The organism is Telluria mixta, assembly GCF_029223865.1.
Taxonomy (GTDB): Bacteria; Pseudomonadota; Gammaproteobacteria; order Burkholderiales; family Burkholderiaceae_D; genus Telluria; species Telluria mixta.
In genome coordinates, this window is the sequence record NZ_CP119520.1 from 283,104 (window position 1) to 301,084 (window position 17,981).

Annotated in this window: 17 protein-coding genes; 12 read left to right on the forward strand and 5 right to left on the reverse strand. The window is 66.4% G+C overall.

All coding sequences use genetic code 11. From position 1 onward, the window contains the following. Positions 1-38 precede the first annotated feature (38 nt). Positions 39-413, forward strand: a complete 375-nt coding sequence (locus P0M04_RS01285; RefSeq protein ID WP_259449126.1) for an HPF/RaiA family ribosome-associated protein — start codon at positions 39-41, stop codon at positions 411-413. Positions 414-533: 120 nt separating this feature from the next. Next, a complete protein-coding gene (locus tag P0M04_RS01290) occupies positions 534-1,637 on the forward strand; it encodes an acyltransferase family protein (RefSeq protein ID WP_259449125.1) in 1,104 nt (367 codons plus the stop codon). On the opposite strand, the gene P0M04_RS01295 is transcribed toward P0M04_RS01290, so the two are convergent. Then, positions 1,630-2,430: a helical backbone metal receptor gene (locus P0M04_RS01295; protein WP_259449124.1), complete on the reverse strand. Its 801-nt coding sequence runs from the start codon at positions 2,428-2,430 to the stop codon at positions 1,630-1,632. The two genes, P0M04_RS01290 and P0M04_RS01295, sit on opposite strands and share 8 nt — an antisense overlap. A 109-nt stretch (positions 2,431-2,539) precedes the next feature. On the opposite strand from P0M04_RS01295, the gene P0M04_RS01300 reads away from it, so the two are divergent. From P0M04_RS01300 to P0M04_RS01310, 3 genes are all read left to right on the forward strand, one after another. Next, on the forward strand, positions 2,540-3,493 hold the full coding sequence (locus P0M04_RS01300) for a GGDEF domain-containing protein (protein WP_259449123.1): 954 nt from the start codon (positions 2,540-2,542) through the stop codon (positions 3,491-3,493). A 76-nt stretch (positions 3,494-3,569) separates the two neighbouring features. Continuing rightward, positions 3,570-5,018, forward strand: coding sequence for an exodeoxyribonuclease I (sbcB, locus tag P0M04_RS01305; protein WP_259449122.1), 1,449 nt, complete (start codon positions 3,570-3,572; stop codon positions 5,016-5,018). A gap of 19 nt (positions 5,019-5,037) precedes the next feature. Continuing rightward, the gene (locus P0M04_RS01310) at positions 5,038-6,261 is read left to right on the forward strand and encodes an MFS transporter (RefSeq protein WP_259449121.1); all 1,224 of its coding nucleotides are present in this window, start codon (positions 5,038-5,040) and stop codon (positions 6,259-6,261) included. A gap of 7 nt (positions 6,262-6,268) precedes the next feature. Here P0M04_RS01310 and pyrF read toward each other — a convergent pair whose 3' ends face one another. Continuing rightward, on the reverse strand, positions 6,269-7,090 hold the full coding sequence (gene pyrF / locus P0M04_RS01315) for an orotidine-5'-phosphate decarboxylase (protein ID WP_259449120.1): 822 nt from the start codon (positions 7,088-7,090) through the stop codon (positions 6,269-6,271). A gap of 154 nt (positions 7,091-7,244) precedes the next feature. Here pyrF and P0M04_RS01320 point away from each other — a divergent pair, with 154 nt between their 5' ends. From P0M04_RS01320 to P0M04_RS01350, 7 genes are all read left to right on the forward strand, one after another. Then, complete coding sequence (locus tag P0M04_RS01320) at positions 7,245-7,823, forward strand: LemA family protein (protein ID WP_259449166.1); 579 nt, start codon at positions 7,245-7,247, stop codon at positions 7,821-7,823. A 9-nt stretch (positions 7,824-7,832) separates the two neighbouring features. Continuing rightward, a complete protein-coding gene (locus tag P0M04_RS01325) occupies positions 7,833-8,690 on the forward strand; it encodes a TPM domain-containing protein (protein WP_259449119.1) in 858 nt (285 codons plus the stop codon). Then, entirely contained in the window at positions 8,690-9,199 is a 510-nt protein-coding gene (locus tag P0M04_RS01330; RefSeq protein ID WP_259449118.1) for a TPM domain-containing protein, read from the forward strand. The genes P0M04_RS01325 and P0M04_RS01330 overlap by 1 nt, the downstream gene beginning before the upstream one ends. A gap of 69 nt (positions 9,200-9,268) precedes the next feature. Continuing rightward, complete coding sequence (locus tag P0M04_RS01335; protein WP_259449117.1) at positions 9,269-10,045, forward strand: SDR family NAD(P)-dependent oxidoreductase; 777 nt, start codon at positions 9,269-9,271, stop codon at positions 10,043-10,045. 541 nt (positions 10,046-10,586) lie between these two features. Then, positions 10,587-10,910, forward strand: coding sequence for a hypothetical protein (locus P0M04_RS01340; RefSeq protein WP_259449116.1), 324 nt, complete (start codon positions 10,587-10,589; stop codon positions 10,908-10,910). A 107-nt stretch (positions 10,911-11,017) separates the two neighbouring features. Beyond that, a complete protein-coding gene (locus P0M04_RS01345) occupies positions 11,018-11,419 on the forward strand; it encodes a VanZ family protein (RefSeq protein WP_259449115.1) in 402 nt (133 codons plus the stop codon). A gap of 154 nt (positions 11,420-11,573) precedes the next feature. After that, a complete protein-coding gene (locus P0M04_RS01350; RefSeq protein WP_259449114.1) occupies positions 11,574-12,236 on the forward strand; it encodes a hypothetical protein in 663 nt (220 codons plus the stop codon). Positions 12,237-12,290: 54 nt separating this feature from the next. Here P0M04_RS01350 and P0M04_RS01355 read toward each other — a convergent pair whose 3' ends face one another. From P0M04_RS01355 to galK, 3 genes are all read right to left on the reverse strand, one after another. After that, the gene (locus P0M04_RS01355; protein WP_259449113.1) at positions 12,291-14,873 is read right to left on the reverse strand and encodes an NAD(P)-binding protein; all 2,583 of its coding nucleotides are present in this window, start codon (positions 14,871-14,873) and stop codon (positions 12,291-12,293) included. Positions 14,874-15,084: 211 nt separating this feature from the next. After that, on the reverse strand, positions 15,085-16,893 hold the full coding sequence (locus P0M04_RS01360; protein WP_259449112.1) for a glycoside hydrolase family 2 protein: 1,809 nt from the start codon (positions 16,891-16,893) through the stop codon (positions 15,085-15,087). Beyond that, positions 16,880-17,980, reverse strand: a complete 1,101-nt coding sequence (galK, locus tag P0M04_RS01365; protein WP_259449111.1) for a galactokinase — start codon at positions 17,978-17,980, stop codon at positions 16,880-16,882. Before galK ends, P0M04_RS01360 begins: the two co-directional genes overlap by 14 nt. Between the last annotated feature and the right edge of the window lies 1 nt (position 17,981).

A 17,981-nucleotide genomic window follows, 5' to 3' on the forward strand; every position in this document is an offset into this window, starting at 1 on the left:
TAACATCGATGCAAATGTGACCATTTTTGGAGGAGTTTATGGAAGTTAATGTCAACACCGATAACACCATCCAGCGCCACTCGGGCCTCGACGAACGCGTCCGCACCCTGGTCGAGGAAGCCATTTCCCGCTTCGGCGACCACGTGCGCCGCGTGGACGTGCACCTCTCCAACGAGAACAAGGAAAAGCACGAAGACGGCAGCAACTACTGCATGATGGAAGCGCTCGTCTCGGGCTACGCGCCCGTCGTCGTGCATGCGCATGCGGAAAACCTGCAGCTGTCGATCACGAGCGCCGTGGGCAAGCTCAAGCGCGCCCTGGACAGCGCCATCGGCCGCCTGAATGACAAGAACAAGCGCGAGCCGCTGCCCGTGGATGCCCTGGCCGACAAAGACCTGACCAGCGATTCCTGATTGCCGTCGCGGCAACGGGCCGCCGCCGGTCCGTTGCCCGTCAAAAGTGTTGCAAAAATTAAAATCTGCTTGCGTCATCCGGAGCGTACAGATACGCTTCTCCGGATAACCTCAAGCACCATGGCAACCACTCCACAATCACCCCAAACCGTTCCTGCCGCCCGGACGGACAAGCTCCTGACCATCGAAGCGGCCCGCGGCATCGCCGCCCTGCTCGTGGCCTTCTTCCACGGAGCGCACGTCGTCGAACTGGCCCAGCCGGGGCGCGGCGCACCGTTCGGCGGCTTCTTCAGCTTCGGCCACGCGGGCGTGCCGTTCTTCTTCGTCCTGTCCGGCTACATCATCTATTACATCCACCACGCCGACCTCGACCGCCCCGGCAGGCTGGGCTCGTTCGCGTGGAAGCGCGTGACGCGCATCTATCCGCTGTACCTGATCGTGATGGTGCTGATCACGGCAAAGACCTGGTTCGCCGGCACCTTCGCGTGGGACTACTGGGTGAAATCCGTGCTGCTGCTGCCGCAGAGCCAGTTGCCGATGCTGGTCCAGTCCTGGACCCTCGTCCACGAAATGCTGTTCTACGCGCTGTTCGGCCTGGCCATCTGGCGCGTGCGCCTGAGCCGCTGGGTGCTGCTCGCGTGGGCGATCCTGTTCTGCGCGGCGCGCGTGGTCGATCTCCCGCTGCCGGCCGGGCTGTTCGGCGACACCGTCAAGACGCTCGCCTCGCCCTACAACCTGCTGTTCATCCTCGGCATGGGCGTCGCGTGGGTGCTGCGCCATCGCACGGTCACCTTTCCGCGCCTGCTCGCGCTGGCGGGCGGCCTCGCCTTCCTGGCGACGGGTCTCGTGGAAGACACGGGCCTCTACAAGAGCATGGCCGAGCACGGCCTGTTGCCGGTGCTGCTGTACGGCGTGAGTTCCGCCTTCATCATCATTGGCCTCGTCGCGGCCGAAACCGCAGGCACCCTGCGCATGGGCCGCATCGGCGCCCTGCTGGGCGCGCTGTCCTATCCGCTGTACCTCACGCACGGCATCGCGATCAGCATCACCGTCGACGTGGCGCGCAAGCTGCACTACGCCGGATCGGGCGCCCTGCTGCTCACCGGCGCCGTGGCCGTGGCCTGCGTGGCGGCGCTGGCCGTGCACCGCTGCGTGGAAAAGCCCGTCGCGAAGTGGCTGCGCAACGTGTGGGCCCGCCGCGGCGCGGCGCCGGCCTTTACTTGACCGCCTCCCGCAACGAGCGCAGATAACGCAGCCCGGCCAGCGCCCGGCTGCCGTACCACGACATCATCTCGCCGTCGACGAGGACCACGGGAATGCCCAGCTGTTTTTCCAGCGCGTCCGCATGGTCTTCCGTGAAACGATAGGGCTCCGTCGACAGCAGCACGGCATCGAGCCCGTCGACGAGGTCCTCCGACCATGCAAAGCGCGGATACCGGTCCGTGCCCAGGTCCGGCACGCGCCAGCCCAGTTCGGCCAGCATGCTCGCGATATACGTGTCCTTCGACACTGTCATCCACGGGTCTTGCCAGATGCAGTACAGCACCGTGCGCGCCGGACCTGCCGGTGACATGTGCAGCGCCGCGTACTCGGCCTCGAGCTCGGCGCACCAGCGCGCGGCGGCCGCCTCCGCCCCGAAGATCCCGCCCATCAGCCGCGCCAGGTGCAGGTTGTCGCGCGGCGTATTCGGATGCGTGACGACGACGTGCGGCACGAATTCAGCCAGTTTCTCCACGGTCGGCTTTTCGTTCTCGTCGATGTTGACGATGACGTGCGTCGGCGCAAGCTTGCGGATCTTCTCGATGTTGACGTCCTTCGTGCCACCCACCTTGGAGATGGCCGCGACGACGTCGCGCGGATGGATGCAGAAGCCGGTACGGCCGACGAGCTTGCCGGCCAGGCCCAGGTCGCACAGCAGTTCGGTGATGGAGGGCACGAGGCAGACGATGCGCGCATCGGGCGCGGGCACATGGCGGCGGCCGAGGGCATCGACCAGGGAATCGGGTGCGGTATTCATGCCGCCATTGAAACACTGTTGTTTATCGGCGCCAAGCATCGGCGCTGGTGTTTCGTTCAGGTATCATGCGAGGTTGTCAATATAAGTTGTCGCCTGGCAGTCAAACCCAATGATCGTGACCGGCACCTTCGGTGCATCCCCCTATCGCATCCGCGACCTGCAGCTCTTTCGCGACATCGACGATCCCGCCGTCGCGCAGGCGCTCGCCGATTGCCGGATCGTGCGGTTGCCGCAGGGCGAAGCGCTCGAGGACGGCCTGCGTGCCCGCCTGTACATCCTGCTCGCGGGCAGTCTCGCCGTGGAAGGCGCGCTGGGCGAAGGCAATGTCGAACGCATCCTGCCGGGCGAAAGCGTGGGCGAGCAGTCCGTGCTGGACGATGCCGCCAACCTCGACGCCATCGTCGCGCTGGAAGACAGCGCGCTGCTCGTTATCGAACCCGACCGTGTGTGGCAATTGATCGACGGCCATAACGGCGTGGCGCGCAACCTGCTGCGGCTGCTGTCGTTCCGCATCCGCGCGACGAACGCGCGCCTGCGCCGGCGCCAGAAGCTGGGCGAGTTCTACCGCCAGCTGTCGTTCAACGACGGCCTCACGGGGCTGTACAACCGCGCCTGGCTGAACGACGCGCTGCCCAAGCTGGTGGCACGCGCGCGCCAGGACAGTGGGCCGCTGTCGCTCGTGATGATCGACCTCGACCACTTCAAACGCTTCAACGACACGCACGGCCATATCGCGGGCGACACCGCCCTGTGCGCGGCCGCCGGCGTGATCCGCGCGGGGCTGCGTCCGACCGATTTCGCCGTGCGCTACGGCGGCGAGGAGATGATGGCGATCCTGCCCGCCACCCCGCAGGCGCAGGCCGTGACGGTCGCCGAGCGCCTGTGTGTGCGCATGCGCGAGGCCGTCGTGTTCGACGACATGCGCCTGGCGCTGCCGCACGTCACCGGGTCGTTCGGCGTCGCCACCCTGCTGCCCGGCCAGGACGAGCGCGGCCTGATCGAGGCGGCCGACGCCGCCCTGTACCGCGCCAAGGAAGCAGGCCGCGACCGCATCGGCACCTGAACTTCCCAAAGGTTCCCAAAGCCGGATTGAGCCGGTGCTAGGCCGTGCGATGCTTGCAAGTTAGAATGACGCCACGATGAGCAACCACACCTTCCTCTGGCACGATTACGAGACCTTCGGCGCGGAACCGCGGCGCGATCGTCCCGCGCAGTTCGCCGCGATCCGCACCGACGCCGACCTCAACGAGATCGGCGAGCCGATCATGCTGTACTGCCAGCCCGCACCGGATTACCTGCCCGACCCGCAGGCCTGCCTGATCACCGGCATCACGCCGCAGCACTGCCTGGAACACGGCGTGCCCGAGCACGAATTTGCGGCCCGCATCTGCGCCGCGTTTTCCGAACCGGGCACGATCGGCGTCGGCTACAACACGATCCGCTTCGACGACGAGGTCACGCGCTTCCTGCTGTGGCGCAACCTGATGGACCCGTATGCGCGCGAATGGCAGAACGGCTGCGGCCGCTGGGACATGCTCGACGTCGTGCGCATGGCCTATGCGCTCCGTCCCGACGGCATCACCTGGCCGCGCCACGACGACGGCCGCCCCAGCTTCAAGCTCGAACACCTCTCGCGCGACAACGGCCTTGTGCACGAGGCCGCGCACGACGCGCTGTCCGACGTGCGCGCCACGATCGCGCTCGCGCGCCTGCTGCGCAGCAAGCAGCCGAAACTGTTCGACTTCTGCCTCGAACTGCGCCGCAAGGACAAGGTGGCGGAACAGATGGGCCTGCACCTCGACCGCGCGCTGCGCCAGCCATTCCTGCACGTCTCCGGCATGTTCCCGGCCGAGCGCGGCTGCCTCGGCGTCGTCTGGCCGCTGGCGACGCACCCCACGAACAAGAATGAAGTCCTCGTGTGGGACTGCCGCCACGATCCGTCCGAACTGTTCAACCTGAACGTCGAGGCGATCCGCCAGCGCCTGTTCACTCGCGCCGCCGAGATGCCAGAGGGCATGACGCGCCTCCCGATCAAGAGCGTGCACCTGAACAAGTCGCCGATGCTGGTCGGTAATCTGAAAACCCTGAGCACGCAGATGGCGGCACGGTGGGAACTGGACGTCGAACAGTGTCTCGCCCACGCCCGCATCGCGGCGGGCGGGCCGGACATGGCGGCCATCTGGCAGAAGGTGTACCAGCGCGACGCGGTCGCGGGCGCCGTCGACGTCGACGAAGACCTGTACGGCGGCTTCGTCTCGAACGGCGACCGGCGCCGGCTGGAATCGCTGCGGGCGGAAGCCGCGCCGAAGCTGGCGACCTTGCGCCCGTCGTTCGAGGACGAGCGCCTGTCACATTTACTGTTCCGCTACCGCGCCCGCAACTTCCCGCACACGCTGGGCGACGACGAGCAGCAGGCATGGGAAGACCACCGCGCCGCGCGCCTGTTCGACGGCGCGGGCGGTGCGCGCACGGTCGACCAGTTGTTTGCGGAGATCGACGCACTGTCCGAGACGGCGGACGAGCGGGCTGAGGAAATCCTCGGGGCCCTGTATGATTACGCGGAGATGATCGCCCCCAGCCGGTACTAATGCCGGCATTTGCCGCCTGATGTCCCGTGCATTCCGCTCGCTAAGCAATTTCAACTACCGCCTCTGGGCCGCCGGCTGCCTGGTCTCCAACGTCGGCACGTGGATGCAGCGCACGGCCCAGGACTGGCTCGTGCTCACCGAACTGACGCACCACAACGCGTCGGCCGTCGGCACCGTGATGGCCCTGCAGTTCGGCCCGCAACTGCTCCTGCTGCCGTGGACGGGCTGGGCCGCCGACCATGTCGACCAGCGCAAGCTGATGATGGTCACGCAGGCCGCGATGGGCATCCTCGCGCTCGCGCTGGGCGCGATGACGATCACCGGTATCGTCGAACTGTGGCACGTGTACGTGTTCGCCTTCCTGTTCGGCTGTGCGTCCGCATTCGACGCGCCCGTGCGCCAGACGTTCGTCGCGCAGCTCGTCGGGGATGCCGACCTGCCGAACGCGGTCGCGCTGAATTCGACGTCGTTCAACGCCGCCCGGATGATCGGCCCCGCGGCCGCCGGCCTGCTGATCGCCGGCATCGGCACCGGCTGGGCATTCATCGTCAACGGACTCTCGTACGTGGCGGTGCTGGCGTCGCTGACGTGGCTGCGCAAGGACGAGCTCCACGCGCACCCGCGCGCGGCCGGCAGCGCGGGCGGGCGCGGGATGCTGGATGGGATGCGCTACGTGTGGAAGCGGCCGGACCTGATGGCGCTCCTCGGCATGCTGTTCCTGATCGCCACGTTCGGGCTGAACTTCCCGATCTTCATCGGCACGATGGCCGTCTCGGTGTTCCACACGGATGCGCGCGGCTACAGCCTGCTGTCGTCGACGATGGCCGTCGGCAGCGTCGTCGGCGCACTGCTCGCCGCGCGCCGCGAACGCACGCAGTTCAGCGCGCTCGTCGTCGGGGCCGGGGTGTTCGGCATCGGCTGCGGGCTGGCGGCCGTGGCGCCTGGCTACCTGTGGTTTGCGGCCGCGCTGGCGCTGACGGGCGTGGCCGCCCTCACCTTCACGAACACGTCGAACAGCCTATTGCAGCTATCGACCGAACCCGCGATGCGGGGCCGCGTGATGGCCCTGCGGCTCGGCATCGCACTGGGCACGACGCCGATCGGCGCGCCCATCGTCGGCTGGGTGGCCGACCACACGGGGCCGCGCTGGGCGCTGGGTGTCGCCGCCGCGTCGGGCTTCGCGGCGCTGGCGGTCGGGATGCGCTACCTGGCAATGGCCCGGCAGCGCCAGGCGGAGACGTAAAACGGATTCAGCCGCGGTAGCGGTTGATGGCGTCGCGCGTCTCGGCCGCCACGCGGCGCGCGGCCGCGGCGAAATCCTCGTCGCCCTGCGGCTGCGCGTAGATGATGGCGCGCGAGGAATTGATCATCATGCCGGTGCCGACGGCCGTGCGCCCCGATTTGACGGTCGCTTCGATGTCGCCGCCCTGCGCGCCGATGCCCGGCACGAGCAGCGGCATGTCGCCGACGATGGCGCGCACCTGCGCGAGTTCTTCCGGGAACGTGGCGCCCACGACGAGGGCGCACTGGCCATTCCTGTTCCACTTTTCCGCGACGAGGCGCGCCACGTGCTGGTACAGCGGCTGGCCGCCCACGTCGAGGAATTGCAGGTCGGAGCCGCCCGCGTTCGACGTGCGGCACAGGACGATCACGCCGCGGTCCTTCCACTCCATGTACGGTTCGACCGAGTCGAAGCCCATGTACGGGTTGACGGTGACGGTGTCGGCGCCGTAGCGGTCGAACGCTTCGCGCGCGTACTGGTGGGCCGTCGCGCCGATGTCGCCGCGCTTGGCGTCGAGGATCAGCGGGATATGGGGGTAATTGTCGCGCAGGTAGCGGCAGATGGCTTCGAGCTGGTCTTCCGCGCCGAGGGCGGCGAAATAGGCGATCTGCGGCTTGAAGGCGCAGGCCAGGTCGGCGGTGGCGTCGATGATGGCCTTGCAGAACTCCACGATGCCGTCCGGGCGGCCCTGCAGGTGCGCGGGGAAGCGGGCCGTGTCCGGGTCGAGTCCCACGCACAGCAGGGAATCGTTACGCTTCCAGGCGGCGTTCAGTTTGTCGATGAAGTTCATGGGCGGCCTCTCTGATCTGATTGCAAACCCTCTATTGTACCGCCCGTGCCCGTTTGTCTCGCCATCGCTGTGGCATTTCGGTTATATTTTGGCCATTCGACAACTTGTTACGGATCGTCAGATGAAACCTTCCCTGTTCACGCGCTGGGCCGGCATGCTGCTGGCCGCCGTACTGGCCGCCACCCTGCTGTCGGGCTGCGGCTACAACCAGTTCCAGTCCAAGGACGAGGCCACGAAGGCCGCCTGGGCCGAGGTCGTCAACCAGTACCAGCGCCGCGCCGACCTGATCCCGAATCTGGTGAACACGGTCAAGGGCTATGCGACGCACGAAAAGGATACGCTGGAAGCCGTGACGCGGGCGCGCGCGGCCGCGACCAGCTTCCAGATCACGCCGGAAGTCTTGAACAACCCGGAGGCCTTCCAGAAATTCCAGCAGGTGCAGGGTGAGCTGTCGAGCGCGCTGTCGCGCCTGATGGCCGTGTCGGAGAACTATCCGCAACTGAAGGCGGACGCCGGCTTCCGCGACCTGCAGTCGCAGCTGGAAGGCACGGAGAACCGCATCACGGTGGCCCGCCAGCGCTACATCGCAGCCGTGCAGGACTATAACGTGACGGTCCGCAGCTTCCCGACCAACCTGACCGCCATGATGTTCGGCTACCAGGCCAAGCCGTCGTTCACGGTCGAGAACGAGAAGGCCATCTCGACGGCGCCGACCGTCAACTTCGGCAAATAAGGCCATGCCATGAACGCCCTGCCGCGGTTGCTGTGGGCCTGGATGCTGACCTTGCTGCTGGCCGGCCATGCGCACGCGCAGCAGTTCAAGCCGGTGCCGGCGCTGCGGGCGCGCGTCACCGACGAGATCGGCATGCTGACGCCGGACCAGCGCCAGAAACTGGAAGGCGTGCTGGCCGACTACGAGGCCAAGACGGGCAGCCAGATCGCCGTGCTGCTCGTGGCATCGACGGAACCGGAAGCCATCGAGCAGTACAGCATCCGCGTAGCCGACGAATGGAAGCTCGGGCGCAAGGGCGTCGACGACGGCGTACTGCTGGTCGTCGCGAAAGACAATCCGAAGGCGCTGCGACGCCTGCGCATCGAGGCGGGACGCGGCGTGCAAGGCGTGCTGACGGATGCGCAATCGAAGCGCATCCTCGAAGATACGATCGCCCCGCACTTCCGCCAGCAGGACTGGTACGGCGGCCTCGTGGCGGGCGTCGGCGCCATCGCCACCCTGCTGAACCAGGAAAAATTTCCAGCGCCACAGGCGCAGCCGCCCGCGCAACAGCAGGAGGATGACGGCCCCAACGTCGTCGTCAGCATCTTCCTGATCCTCGTCGGCATCACGGTCCTGCGCTCGGTGTTCCGCCCGCGCCGCACGCGTCTCGCGCAGCCGGGGCGCTACGGCAGCGGCTGGGGCAGCGGCACCACCGGCTTCATCCTCGGCAACATCCTCGCCAATGCCGCCCACCAGCACGACAACGACCGCTGGCGCGGCGGCGGCGGCGGCTTTTCTGGCGGCTTTTCGGATGGCGGCGGCGGCGGCTTTTCCGGTGGCGGCGGTGGCAGCTTCGACGGCGGCGGCGCGTCGGGAGACTGGTGATGGAAGAACCGAACCGCCTGCGGCGCGCCCTGCGCCACCTGCTCAGTACACGCAACGAGGCCGAGCGCGCGTTCCCGTCCGAAGCGCTGACGGCGATCACGGAAGCCATCACGGCGGGCGAGCAGACGCACCGCGGCGAAGTGCGGCTGATCGTCGAAAAGGGCTTGCCGCTGTCGCTGGCCTGGGCCGGCGTGACGACGCGCCAGCGCGCCATCGCCCTGTTCGCCGACTATGGCATCTGGGATACCGAAGACAACTGCGGCGTGTTGATCTACGTGAATCTTGCAGATCGGAAAGTCGATATCATTGCCGACCGGGGCATCGACCGCAAGATCGACGCGGCCACGTGGCAAGGCGTATGCGACACGATGACGCGCGGCTTTGCCCGCGGTGAGTTCCACGCGGCGACCTTGGCCGCGATCGCCCAGGTGAACCAGCTGCTGCGCCAGCATTTCCCGTCCGGCGGGGCGCGGCCAAATGAATTGCCGGACCGGCCCGTGATGCTCTGACCGGCCACTGGTCCTGCAGACGGCCGCTACAATGGCGGCCTTTTCTTTTCACCGCAGCAGCGAGGACCCATGAAACTGACCCAGAAAACCGCCATCGTCACCGGAGCCAGCCAGGGCATCGGCCTGGCGTGCGCCGAACGCCTCGTGCGCGAGGGCGCGCGCGTGATGCTCGTCGACGTGCGCCCCGAAGGCGCGGCCGCGGCCGAGGCGCTGGGCGACGCTGCCCGCTTCTTCCAGGCGGACGTGAGCATCAAAGCCGAGGTCGATGCGATGGTGGCCGCCACCCTGGCCGCGTTCGGCCACATCGACATCCTCGTCAACAATGCCGGCGTGACGCATGCCGCCGATTTCCTCGACCTGGCCGAAGACGATTTCGACCGCGTCCTGCGCATCAACCTGAAATCGATGTTCCTGTGCAGCCAGGCCTGTGCGCGCGAGATGGTCAAACGGCAAGATACGCAACAACGCGGCTGCATCATCAACATGTCGAGCGTGAACGCGGAGCTAACGATTCCCAACCAGATCCCATACGTCGTGTCCAAGGGCGGGGTCAACCAGCTCACGCGCGTGACGGCGATCAGCCTGGCCCAGCATGGCATCCGGGTCAACGCGATCGGTCCGGGCACGATCCTGACGGAACTGGCGAAAAAGGCCGTCCTGGGCAGCCCGGAAGCACGCCACACGATCCTGTCGCGCACGCCGCTGGGCCGTTGCGGCGAACCGGAAGAAATCGCCGCCATCGCCGCATTCCTCGCCAGCGACGACGCGTCGTACATGACGGGCCAGACGCTGTATGCGGACGGCGGCCGCATGGCGCTGAATTATACGGTGCCGGTCAAGGAATGAATGGCGAGCTCAACCATTATCAACCGGCGTGATGACAGGTATCCGAATTCATCATTGGACACGCATATCGCGCCGCAACATAATGGCACCTGTCTCCACTATTCTCCTCCAAGAAAATAGTTTTGAAGCCCGCAACCAGCGGGCTTTTTTTTTATCCGTGTCACGCATCGTGACCAATCCCATCCGAAAACGTTCCGGCGCAAAGGGGCACACCCTTGAGATGTGTCATGGTCCTTTAACATTGTGTCTTTATACTGGGTTCATCTGCATACACGCAACCGATATGCGTGATCGCAGAAGGTGTGCCGCCCCGCGGCACACCGCACCGGATTCTGCGTCTCTTGGCCCGATCTTGGGTTGTGCCCGTCCTCCGTTGGCGGGCATTTTTTTTTGTTCCGTATTCTTGTTGTTGTGTTCGCCACGCACTGCACAATTTTTTTGTTGTCGTACTTGAATCATCTCAGGATTCCGCTATGATGAAATTCGCGCCTCGCGTTTTTTACAGTCGCGCGGGGATAAGACACAATAAGGAGCCGGTCCAATGACGTTACCCGTACCTGAAACGATGTCGCCACCCCTGCAACACGCCGAACCATCGCGCCGCCGGCACGCGGAACCGGAAGACTGTCTGGTTCTCAGCGAGCTCAATCCGCGCATGGTCATCGACCACCTCGACGATGAAGGGCAACCTCTTCACGTACTGACTTTCGGCAGTGTCCGAGAGATCTGTCCCAAATGCCAGAGCGGCCACCTGAAACTGGTCCTGCGCCAGTCCGCCGTGCGCGTGGCCCACCTGTTCTGCACCGACTGCGCCAGCTGTTTCGACGCCCATTACCCGAACGGCGCCCCCGCCCTCACGATCTGAGGCCCGGGCGTCCCGCCTCGACTGATGGGGCGTGGTACCGCACACGTGTCTTTGTGCAAGTGCACAACGAGCATGGTAAGGTGAGCGCTTTTGCGAGCCGCCTTGCCATGACGCCGCACTCATTCAATTTCCTGCAGAATCCGCGCTTGCACCTGCTGTGCCTTGCAGCGGCCATCCTGATCTACCTGACCATCATTACGGCCGGCAACGTCCCAGGCTTCCGTGCCGACGTCGGCGCCTACGCACCGGGAGCGGTCCTGCACTCGATCGCCTATGCCGTACTGGCCGCGCTGTGGTTCGGCGGCAGCCGCGGCACGCCGCTGGCACGCGCCTGCAAGGCCGTGCTGGCGATCGCCGCGATGGGCGCGGGCGACGAGTACGTGCAGAGTTTCTTTCCCTACCGCGGCGCCAGCGTGCACGACTGGGCCGTCGACGTCAGCGCCGCCATCGTCGCGAGCAGCGTGATGGCTCTGCTGGCAGCGCGCATCGCCGTCGGCGTGCGACGCTGAGCCGCCGCCGCACTTCCCCGCGCTACAACTTTGACGTGGCTCATGCTCAACGTCAGGCAGTTTGAACGCCGATACCGAACACGCCTCTTACCAAAGTGGCACGCGGCATCGTCACTCATCTAACCTGACACTATCCCCTCAGAAGGAGTTGATCATGAAGCAAAAACACCAGAGCGTCTTCCTGGCGGGCTTGCTGGCGCTCGCAGTCGGGCTGTCCGCGTGCAGTTCCTGGCGCGGCGGCACGGGCAGCAGCGGCAGCAGCGGCGCCGCCGGCGAGACGGGCAGCAGCGGCACGGCCACGGGCACGTCGACCAGCGGCGGCATGTCGGGCACCGGCGGCGGCACCGGATCGCAGGGCTCGGGCAGCTGGGGTGGCGGCAGCAGTTCCTCGGGCTCGTCCGGCTCGTCCGGTTCCTCCGGCAGCTCCGGCGCCGCGGGCAGCTCGAGCGGGTACGACACGTCCGGCTCGCAAGGCACGTCCGGCATGATGCAGGACCAGGGTGCCGCCACCGGCAGCCAGAGCAGCACCGGCGCGTCGGCCGGCGGCACGTCCGCGTCCAGCACGAGCCCGAACGCCACCGTCGCCGCCATCGAAGTCATGCCCCGGTCGAGCAGCGCCGCCACCGAAGGCGAAAGCAGCGCCAGCGCCGCCATGGGCAGCAGCTCGGGCGGCACAACCGGTTCTTCCCCCGACCGCATCTATCGCGTCACCCTGCGCATGGACGACGGCAGCACGCAGGTCGTGACCCAGCAGACGACGCCGGATTTCCGCACGGGCGACCGGGTCAGCCTCGCAGGCGGCGTCATACAGCACTGAGCAGCACTGAGCAGCACCGGGCACGGCGCTGACGGCGCGCCCGGATGCGCCCGCCTATTCCGAACTCGCCTTCTGCGCCCGCGCGCGCTTGGCATGCACGATGTCGGCGCCGCGCTTGCCGGCCAGCAGGGCGTGGTCGGAGTTGTAGTATTCCCATTCGCTGTAGCGGCCGACGAGGGTGATGTCGAACTGCTTCAGCCACGCCTTGCACGTCTCGACGTTGCGGGCGCGCGCATGGTCGTACAGCACGTAGGCGTACGGCATGTCGACCTGGTTCGCGGCCAGGATCGTGTCGCCGTCCTGGATCATGCCGACCTTGCGGCAATCCTGGATGATGTGCTCGATCAGCGCCTCGCCGTCGACGGGCAGCGGTTTATACGGCGAATACGAAATCTCGCAGGTGAAGCCGAAGCAACCCGGCGGATTACAGCCGGGGCTCGCATTGCCCTGCACGAAGATGCGGTGGAAGATCGTATCTTCCGGATAGTAGATCCAGTGCTTGTCGGTGGCGACGCGGTCGATGCCGATGTTCACGCAGCGGATCGACACGTGGCGCAGCCCCTTCGCCGCCGCCCTCACCTCTTCCGGCGCCTCGTTGCCGATCGCCTTGATCAGCTCCGGCAGCGGCATCGTGGAAATCAGGTCGTCGTAGCGGAAGCGGCGCCCGTCGCGCAGGGCGACGATGTGTTCGCGCGGCAGCACCTGCACGACGTCGGCATTCAGCTCGATCTTGCCCTTGATGTGCGGCAGGAAGCCATTCATCAGGGCCTGGAAGCCGCCCTTCAGCGGATAGCCGAAACGGGCGTTCGGGCCCAGCGGTTTCGGCGACGGTTCCAGCGCGCCCTGGATGATTTCTTCCAGGTTCGGCAAGGGCACGCGGCCGCCCAGCCATGACGTCTCCATCTCGGACAGCGGCACCGTCCAGATCTTGCGGTTGTACGGGATCGCGAAGTGTTTCGCGATCCCCTTGCCCCACACCTTGTAGATGAACTGTTCGAAGTTCTTCACTTCACCTTTTACGGAACGGTCGGTGTTGCACACGTCCGTCGTGCCGTCGGCGCAGCAGTCGTCGACGGCTTGCGCGGCGGCAGTCTTGCCCTCGGCGCTTTCGTAGCGGGCTTCGATCGCGCCCATGATGCATTCCGTGACGACCTTCGGCGGCAGGCCGTACAGCGCGCCCTGGAACGGATAGCGGGTGTAGACACCCTTGCTGTAGACCCACGCTTCGCGGTTCTGCCAGTGCACGTTATCGCCCAGCAGCACCTCGTACATCTTGAGCACGTACGGGTCGTTCGAGAACATGATGTGGCCCGCGTAATCGAACGTGAAGCCATTGTCCTCGATGGAGCGGCACCAGCCGCCGATGGACTCGTTGCGGTCCAGCAGCAGCGTATCGGCGCCGAGGTGGTAAGCGGCCGACAGGCCGGTCGGTCCGCCGCCGATAACTATAGCTCCCACGTGCGGCTCGTGCGCGCGCAGCGGGTTCACTTTCGAACCGGCGTCGGCGGCATCGAGGCTGCGCGGCGTGGCGCGCCGGTCCGTATGCGGCGGGGCCGTGTCGATCAGCTCGCGCATGCGCGCGGCCGTGTTGTCCCACGACGTGGCGGCGACGACGGCCTGCATCGCGTCGACCATGTGGCGGCGCTGCTCCGGCGTCTGCGCGAGCGCCGCTTCGCAGGCGGCGACGAATTCGTCGGCGGTGGACGCAATGGCGACCACGTGGCCGTAGGGATTGGCGACGTCGGCGATCGGCGTGCTGACGATCGGCAGTTGCGCCGCCATGTATTCGAGGACCTTGGTGGGACTGATGAATTTCGTCGCCTCGTTGATGGCGAACGGCATCAGGCACACGTCCCAGCCGGCCAGCAGATCCGGCAATGCCGAGTATGGCTGCTGGCCCAGGTAGTGGATGTTGGGGCGGCGTGGAAGACGCTCCGGATCGATCTTGACGACCGGTCCGGCCAGCACGACCTGCCACTCGGGATGGGCATCGGCAACGGCGCCGACGAGATCCGGGTCGAAGCGCTCGTCCAGCACGCCGTAGAAGCCCAGGCGCGGGCGCGGAATGGCGTCCTGCTGCGGATGCGTGCGCGTGCGGTCCAGCGCCTGCTGGAAGTGCACGACATCGACGCTGCTGGAAAAACAGTGCACGTTCGGGTGGCGGTTGCGCTTGGCCTCGTACAGGCTGGGGCCGCCGGCGAACACGAGGTCGGCGATGGAGAGCAGCGCGCTTTCACGCTGCAGCAATTGTTTGGGCGGATTCCGGAACGAGGCCAGCTCGTCCATGCAGTCGTACACGACAAGCGCGGGCCGCAGCGATTGCAGCAGCGGCAGGGCCATCGGCGTATAGAACCACGCGACGACTTCTTCTCCTGGCGGTGCCAGCTGCGCCACCATGGGCTGGAGCAGCCGCAGCTGTTCGTCGTGGAAGCCGGCCGCCTGGATCGGCGTGTGCGCACGGCACACGGTCACGTTCGGCGCGGGACTCGATCGTTCCATGAACGGTGCGCCGTCATCGTGGACCGGTTCTTCGACGAACAGGACCGGATAATGCTGCGCCAGGCGCGACAGCAGATGCTGCGGCCGCTGGAACACGAAATCCCAGCGCAGGTGACTGAAAACGACGATCGTGGACATGATGGCTCCTTCTCGCCCGCGCGGGCGTTCAGTTGATCGGTGGCGTGGGCCGGCCGCCCGCGCCGCGGCGCGGCGTCGAACGCTCTGCGCGCGGTACGGACGAGCGAACCCGTCCACAGCGCGACCATGCGTAGCCGCGCTGCGATGGGGCGGGCGCCCTGAGGGTGCCGTGCTCGCGTCGGGGTTCGGAGCGCGCCGGGCGGCGCCTGGATCAGGCTGGGCCCGGCTTGTCTCCCTCCTCTTCCACGTCCTTGGGTTCGAGGGCGACGTTGCGCGTCGCCGCGCTGATCACCTCGAACGGCAGCTTGGGTGTACGGTCCGCGTTGAGCAGGCCGTTCGCTTCCTGGAACGTGTCGGCGAACTGGGTATAGCAGAAGCCGCTGAACATGAAGGTCTCGTTGACCACCTTCAGCAGATCTCGGTACAGCGCGTGATAGCTCTCGGCCGTATGGGCACGGGTATAGCCCCACGTGCCGTCCTCGGGCGTCGCGTTCGGATCGAATGCGATGCCGCCGAATTCGGTAAGCACGATGGGCTGGCCGCGGTGCGGGAAGCCGTCCAAGGTGAGGATGCGTCCGCCAGGGCGGCGCTGGTCGAACAGCGTGCGCACGGGGTCGGAGACCTCGTAGCGCGCCTTCAGCTTGTCGGGGTTGCAGTCGTAGTCATGGATGCCGAGGATGTCGGTGGCCGACGCTTCCCAGCCGTCGTTGCCGATCACCGGGCGGGTCGAATCGAGGGTGCGCGTCAGGTGGTACAGCGCCTCGACCGCGTTGCGGTGCGCCTGGGTCAGCGTCAGGTTCGGCACGCCCCAGGATTCGTTGAACGGCACCCACACGATGATGCACGGGTGGCTGTAGTCGCGCTCGATGGCTTCCGTCCATTCCTTGACCATGCGCGTGATCGCGCGCGGGGCGAAGCGGTAGGCCGACGGCATCTCTTCCCACACGAGCAGGCCCAGCCTGTCGGCCCAGTACAGGTAGCGCGGGTCCTCGATCTTCTGGTGCTTGCGCACGCCGTTGAAGCCCATCAGCTTGGCCAGTTCGACGTCGCGCTTGAGGTGTTCGTCCGACGGCGCCGTCAGGAACGACTCGGTCCAGTAGCCCTGGTCCAGTACGAGGCGCAGCGGATACGGGCGGCCGTTCAGCAGCAGGCGGTCGCGGTTGATGTGGAACGAGCGCAGCGCCGTGTACGACTTCACGTGGTCGACGATCTTGTCGCCGCAGCGCAGGATCACCTCGGCGTCCAGCAGCGTGGGGCGCTCCGGGCTCCACAGCAGCTCGTTGCGCGAATCGTCGATGCCGGGGTCGGACAGCGCGATCTTGCGATTGGCCTCGCCCGCCAGCAGCTTGTAGTTGTCGTCCGCCAGCAATTGCTTGCCGTGCCAGATCTTGACCTCGACGAACATGTCTTCCTGGATGTCGCCGCCTGCAAACACTTCGCAGCCGATCTCGAAGGTTTCGAACAGCGGCGTCCAGCGCAGGGTCTGGATGAAGGTGCGCGACACCCGTTCGACCCACACGGTCTGCCAGATGCCGGTCGTGCGCGGATACCAGATCGAATGCGGTTCCAGCAGCCAGTCCTGCTTGCCGCGGGGCTTGGCGAGATCGGCCGGGTCGTCCTCGACGAACACGGTCACGGTCTGCTTGCCGTCCGCCTTCAGCGCGGGCGTGATGTCGGCACGGAACGGCGTGTGGCCACCCTCGTGCTCGGCCACGAGCTGGCCGTTGACCCAGACGCGGGCAAAATAATCGACGGCGCCGAAGTGCAGGATGACGCGGTCCTCCGATGGCTTCAGCTCGAAGTCGCGCTCGTACCAGCAGAAGCGGTGGAAGCCGGTGTCCTGGATGCCGGACATCTCGGTCTCGGGCGCGAACGGGACATTGATTTCGTGGGTCCAGCCGGTGACGCCCTCCGGCATCTTGTTGACCAGCTCATCGTCGAAACGGAAGCGCCATTTACCGTTCAGGTTGATCCAATTGTCGCGGACCAGCTGCGGGCGGGGATACTCAAACTGGCTCATTATTTTCCTTTCCTTGGGTCGGGACCGGGATCAAAATGCGACCCTGACGTCCTGCTTTGTTGTAGGTGGAGAGTGCAGTTTCCGCTGCCTGTCTTGCTTGTCCGGTCCGGCATAGAGCCACGGTAGCGCCGCCGAATCCGGCACCGGTCAAGCGTGCACCGAGCACGCCCGGGGCGGCACGCAACGCGGCCACCAGCTGGTCGAGCTCGGGAATCGAAACCTCGTAGTCGCCGCGCAGGCTTTCGTGCGACGCGTTCATCAGTTCGCCGAAGCGTTCGGCCGACACGCCGCGCGCCGCTTCCAGCACGCGCAGGTCTTCCAGCACGACGTGGCGCGCGCGCCGGCGCAGCGGCTCGGGCAGCGACTCCACGGCCGCGGGATCGGTCACGTCGCGCAGCGCTTTCACGCCCAGCTTGCGCGACGCTTCTTCGCATTCGGCGCGGCGTTCGTTGTACTTGCTGGCGGCCAGCGTGCGCGGCACGCCGGAGTCGACGACGATCAGCTCCGTCCCTTCCGGCATCGGCACGAGGTGATGTTCGAGCGTGCGCGCATCGATGAACAGCATGTTCCGTTCGTCGCACAGGCTCGACGCCATCTGGTCCATGATGCCGCAGTTGACGCGGGCGAATTCGATCTCGGCGCGCTGCGCAATCTGCGCGAGCTTGACGTCGTCGAGGGAGAACCCGAGCAGGTTGCGCATGGCACGCAGCATCGCCACTTCGAGCGCCGCCGACGACGACAGCCCGGAGCCGACGGGCAGGTTCGTCGTCACGAACACGCGCAGCGGCGGCACGGTGACGCCCGTCGCTTCCACGAGGCGGATGCAGCCTTCGATATAGCTGCCGAAGCCCTGCGGCGCGCTGCCGCCCTTCGCCGCGAACGTGACGTTGCCGTCCAGCGTGCCGGAATACAGGTGGTGCTGGTCGTCGTGGCTGCGCGCAAGGGCGATCTCGGTGCGCTGCGGCGTCGCGACGGGCAGCATGTAGCCGTCGTTGTAGTCCGTGTGCTCGCCCAGCAGGTTGACGCGGCCGGGGGCCGACGCGAACGCTTCCGGGGCGCCGCCGAAGAAGGTCTCGGGATTGTTCATG

Bases quoted from the DNA above. Each gene is read 5' to 3' on its own strand.
- P0M04_RS01285 (WP_259449126.1), top strand. From the start codon at position 39: ATGGAAGTTAATGTCAACACCGATAACACCATCCAGCGCCACTCGGGC.
- P0M04_RS01290 (WP_259449125.1), top strand. From the start codon at position 534: ATGGCAACCACTCCACAATCACCCCAAACCGTTCCTGCCGCCCGGACG.
- P0M04_RS01295 (WP_259449124.1), bottom strand. From the start codon at position 2,430: ATGAATACCGCACCCGATTCCCTGGTCGATGCCCTCGGCCGCCGCCAT.
- P0M04_RS01300 (WP_259449123.1), top strand. From the start codon at position 2,540: ATGATCGTGACCGGCACCTTCGGTGCATCCCCCTATCGCATCCGCGAC.
- sbcB (WP_259449122.1), top strand. From the start codon at position 3,570: ATGAGCAACCACACCTTCCTCTGGCACGATTACGAGACCTTCGGCGCG.
- P0M04_RS01310 (WP_259449121.1), top strand. From the start codon at position 5,038: ATGTCCCGTGCATTCCGCTCGCTAAGCAATTTCAACTACCGCCTCTGG.
- pyrF (WP_259449120.1), bottom strand. From the start codon at position 7,090: ATGAACTTCATCGACAAACTGAACGCCGCCTGGAAGCGTAACGATTCC.
- P0M04_RS01320 (WP_259449166.1), top strand. From the start codon at position 7,245: ATGCTGCTGGCCGCCGTACTGGCCGCCACCCTGCTGTCGGGCTGCGGC.
- P0M04_RS01325 (WP_259449119.1), top strand. From the start codon at position 7,833: ATGAACGCCCTGCCGCGGTTGCTGTGGGCCTGGATGCTGACCTTGCTG.
- P0M04_RS01330 (WP_259449118.1), top strand. From the start codon at position 8,690: ATGGAAGAACCGAACCGCCTGCGGCGCGCCCTGCGCCACCTGCTCAGT.
- P0M04_RS01335 (WP_259449117.1), top strand. From the start codon at position 9,269: ATGAAACTGACCCAGAAAACCGCCATCGTCACCGGAGCCAGCCAGGGC.
- P0M04_RS01340 (WP_259449116.1), top strand. From the start codon at position 10,587: ATGACGTTACCCGTACCTGAAACGATGTCGCCACCCCTGCAACACGCC.
- P0M04_RS01345 (WP_259449115.1), top strand. From the start codon at position 11,018: ATGACGCCGCACTCATTCAATTTCCTGCAGAATCCGCGCTTGCACCTG.
- P0M04_RS01350 (WP_259449114.1), top strand. From the start codon at position 11,574: ATGAAGCAAAAACACCAGAGCGTCTTCCTGGCGGGCTTGCTGGCGCTC.
- P0M04_RS01355 (WP_259449113.1), bottom strand. From the start codon at position 14,873: ATGTCCACGATCGTCGTTTTCAGTCACCTGCGCTGGGATTTCGTGTTC.
- P0M04_RS01360 (WP_259449112.1), bottom strand. From the start codon at position 16,893: ATGAGCCAGTTTGAGTATCCCCGCCCGCAGCTGGTCCGCGACAATTGG.
- galK (WP_259449111.1), bottom strand. From the start codon at position 17,980: ATGAACAATCCCGAGACCTTCTTCGGCGGCGCCCCGGAAGCGTTCGCG.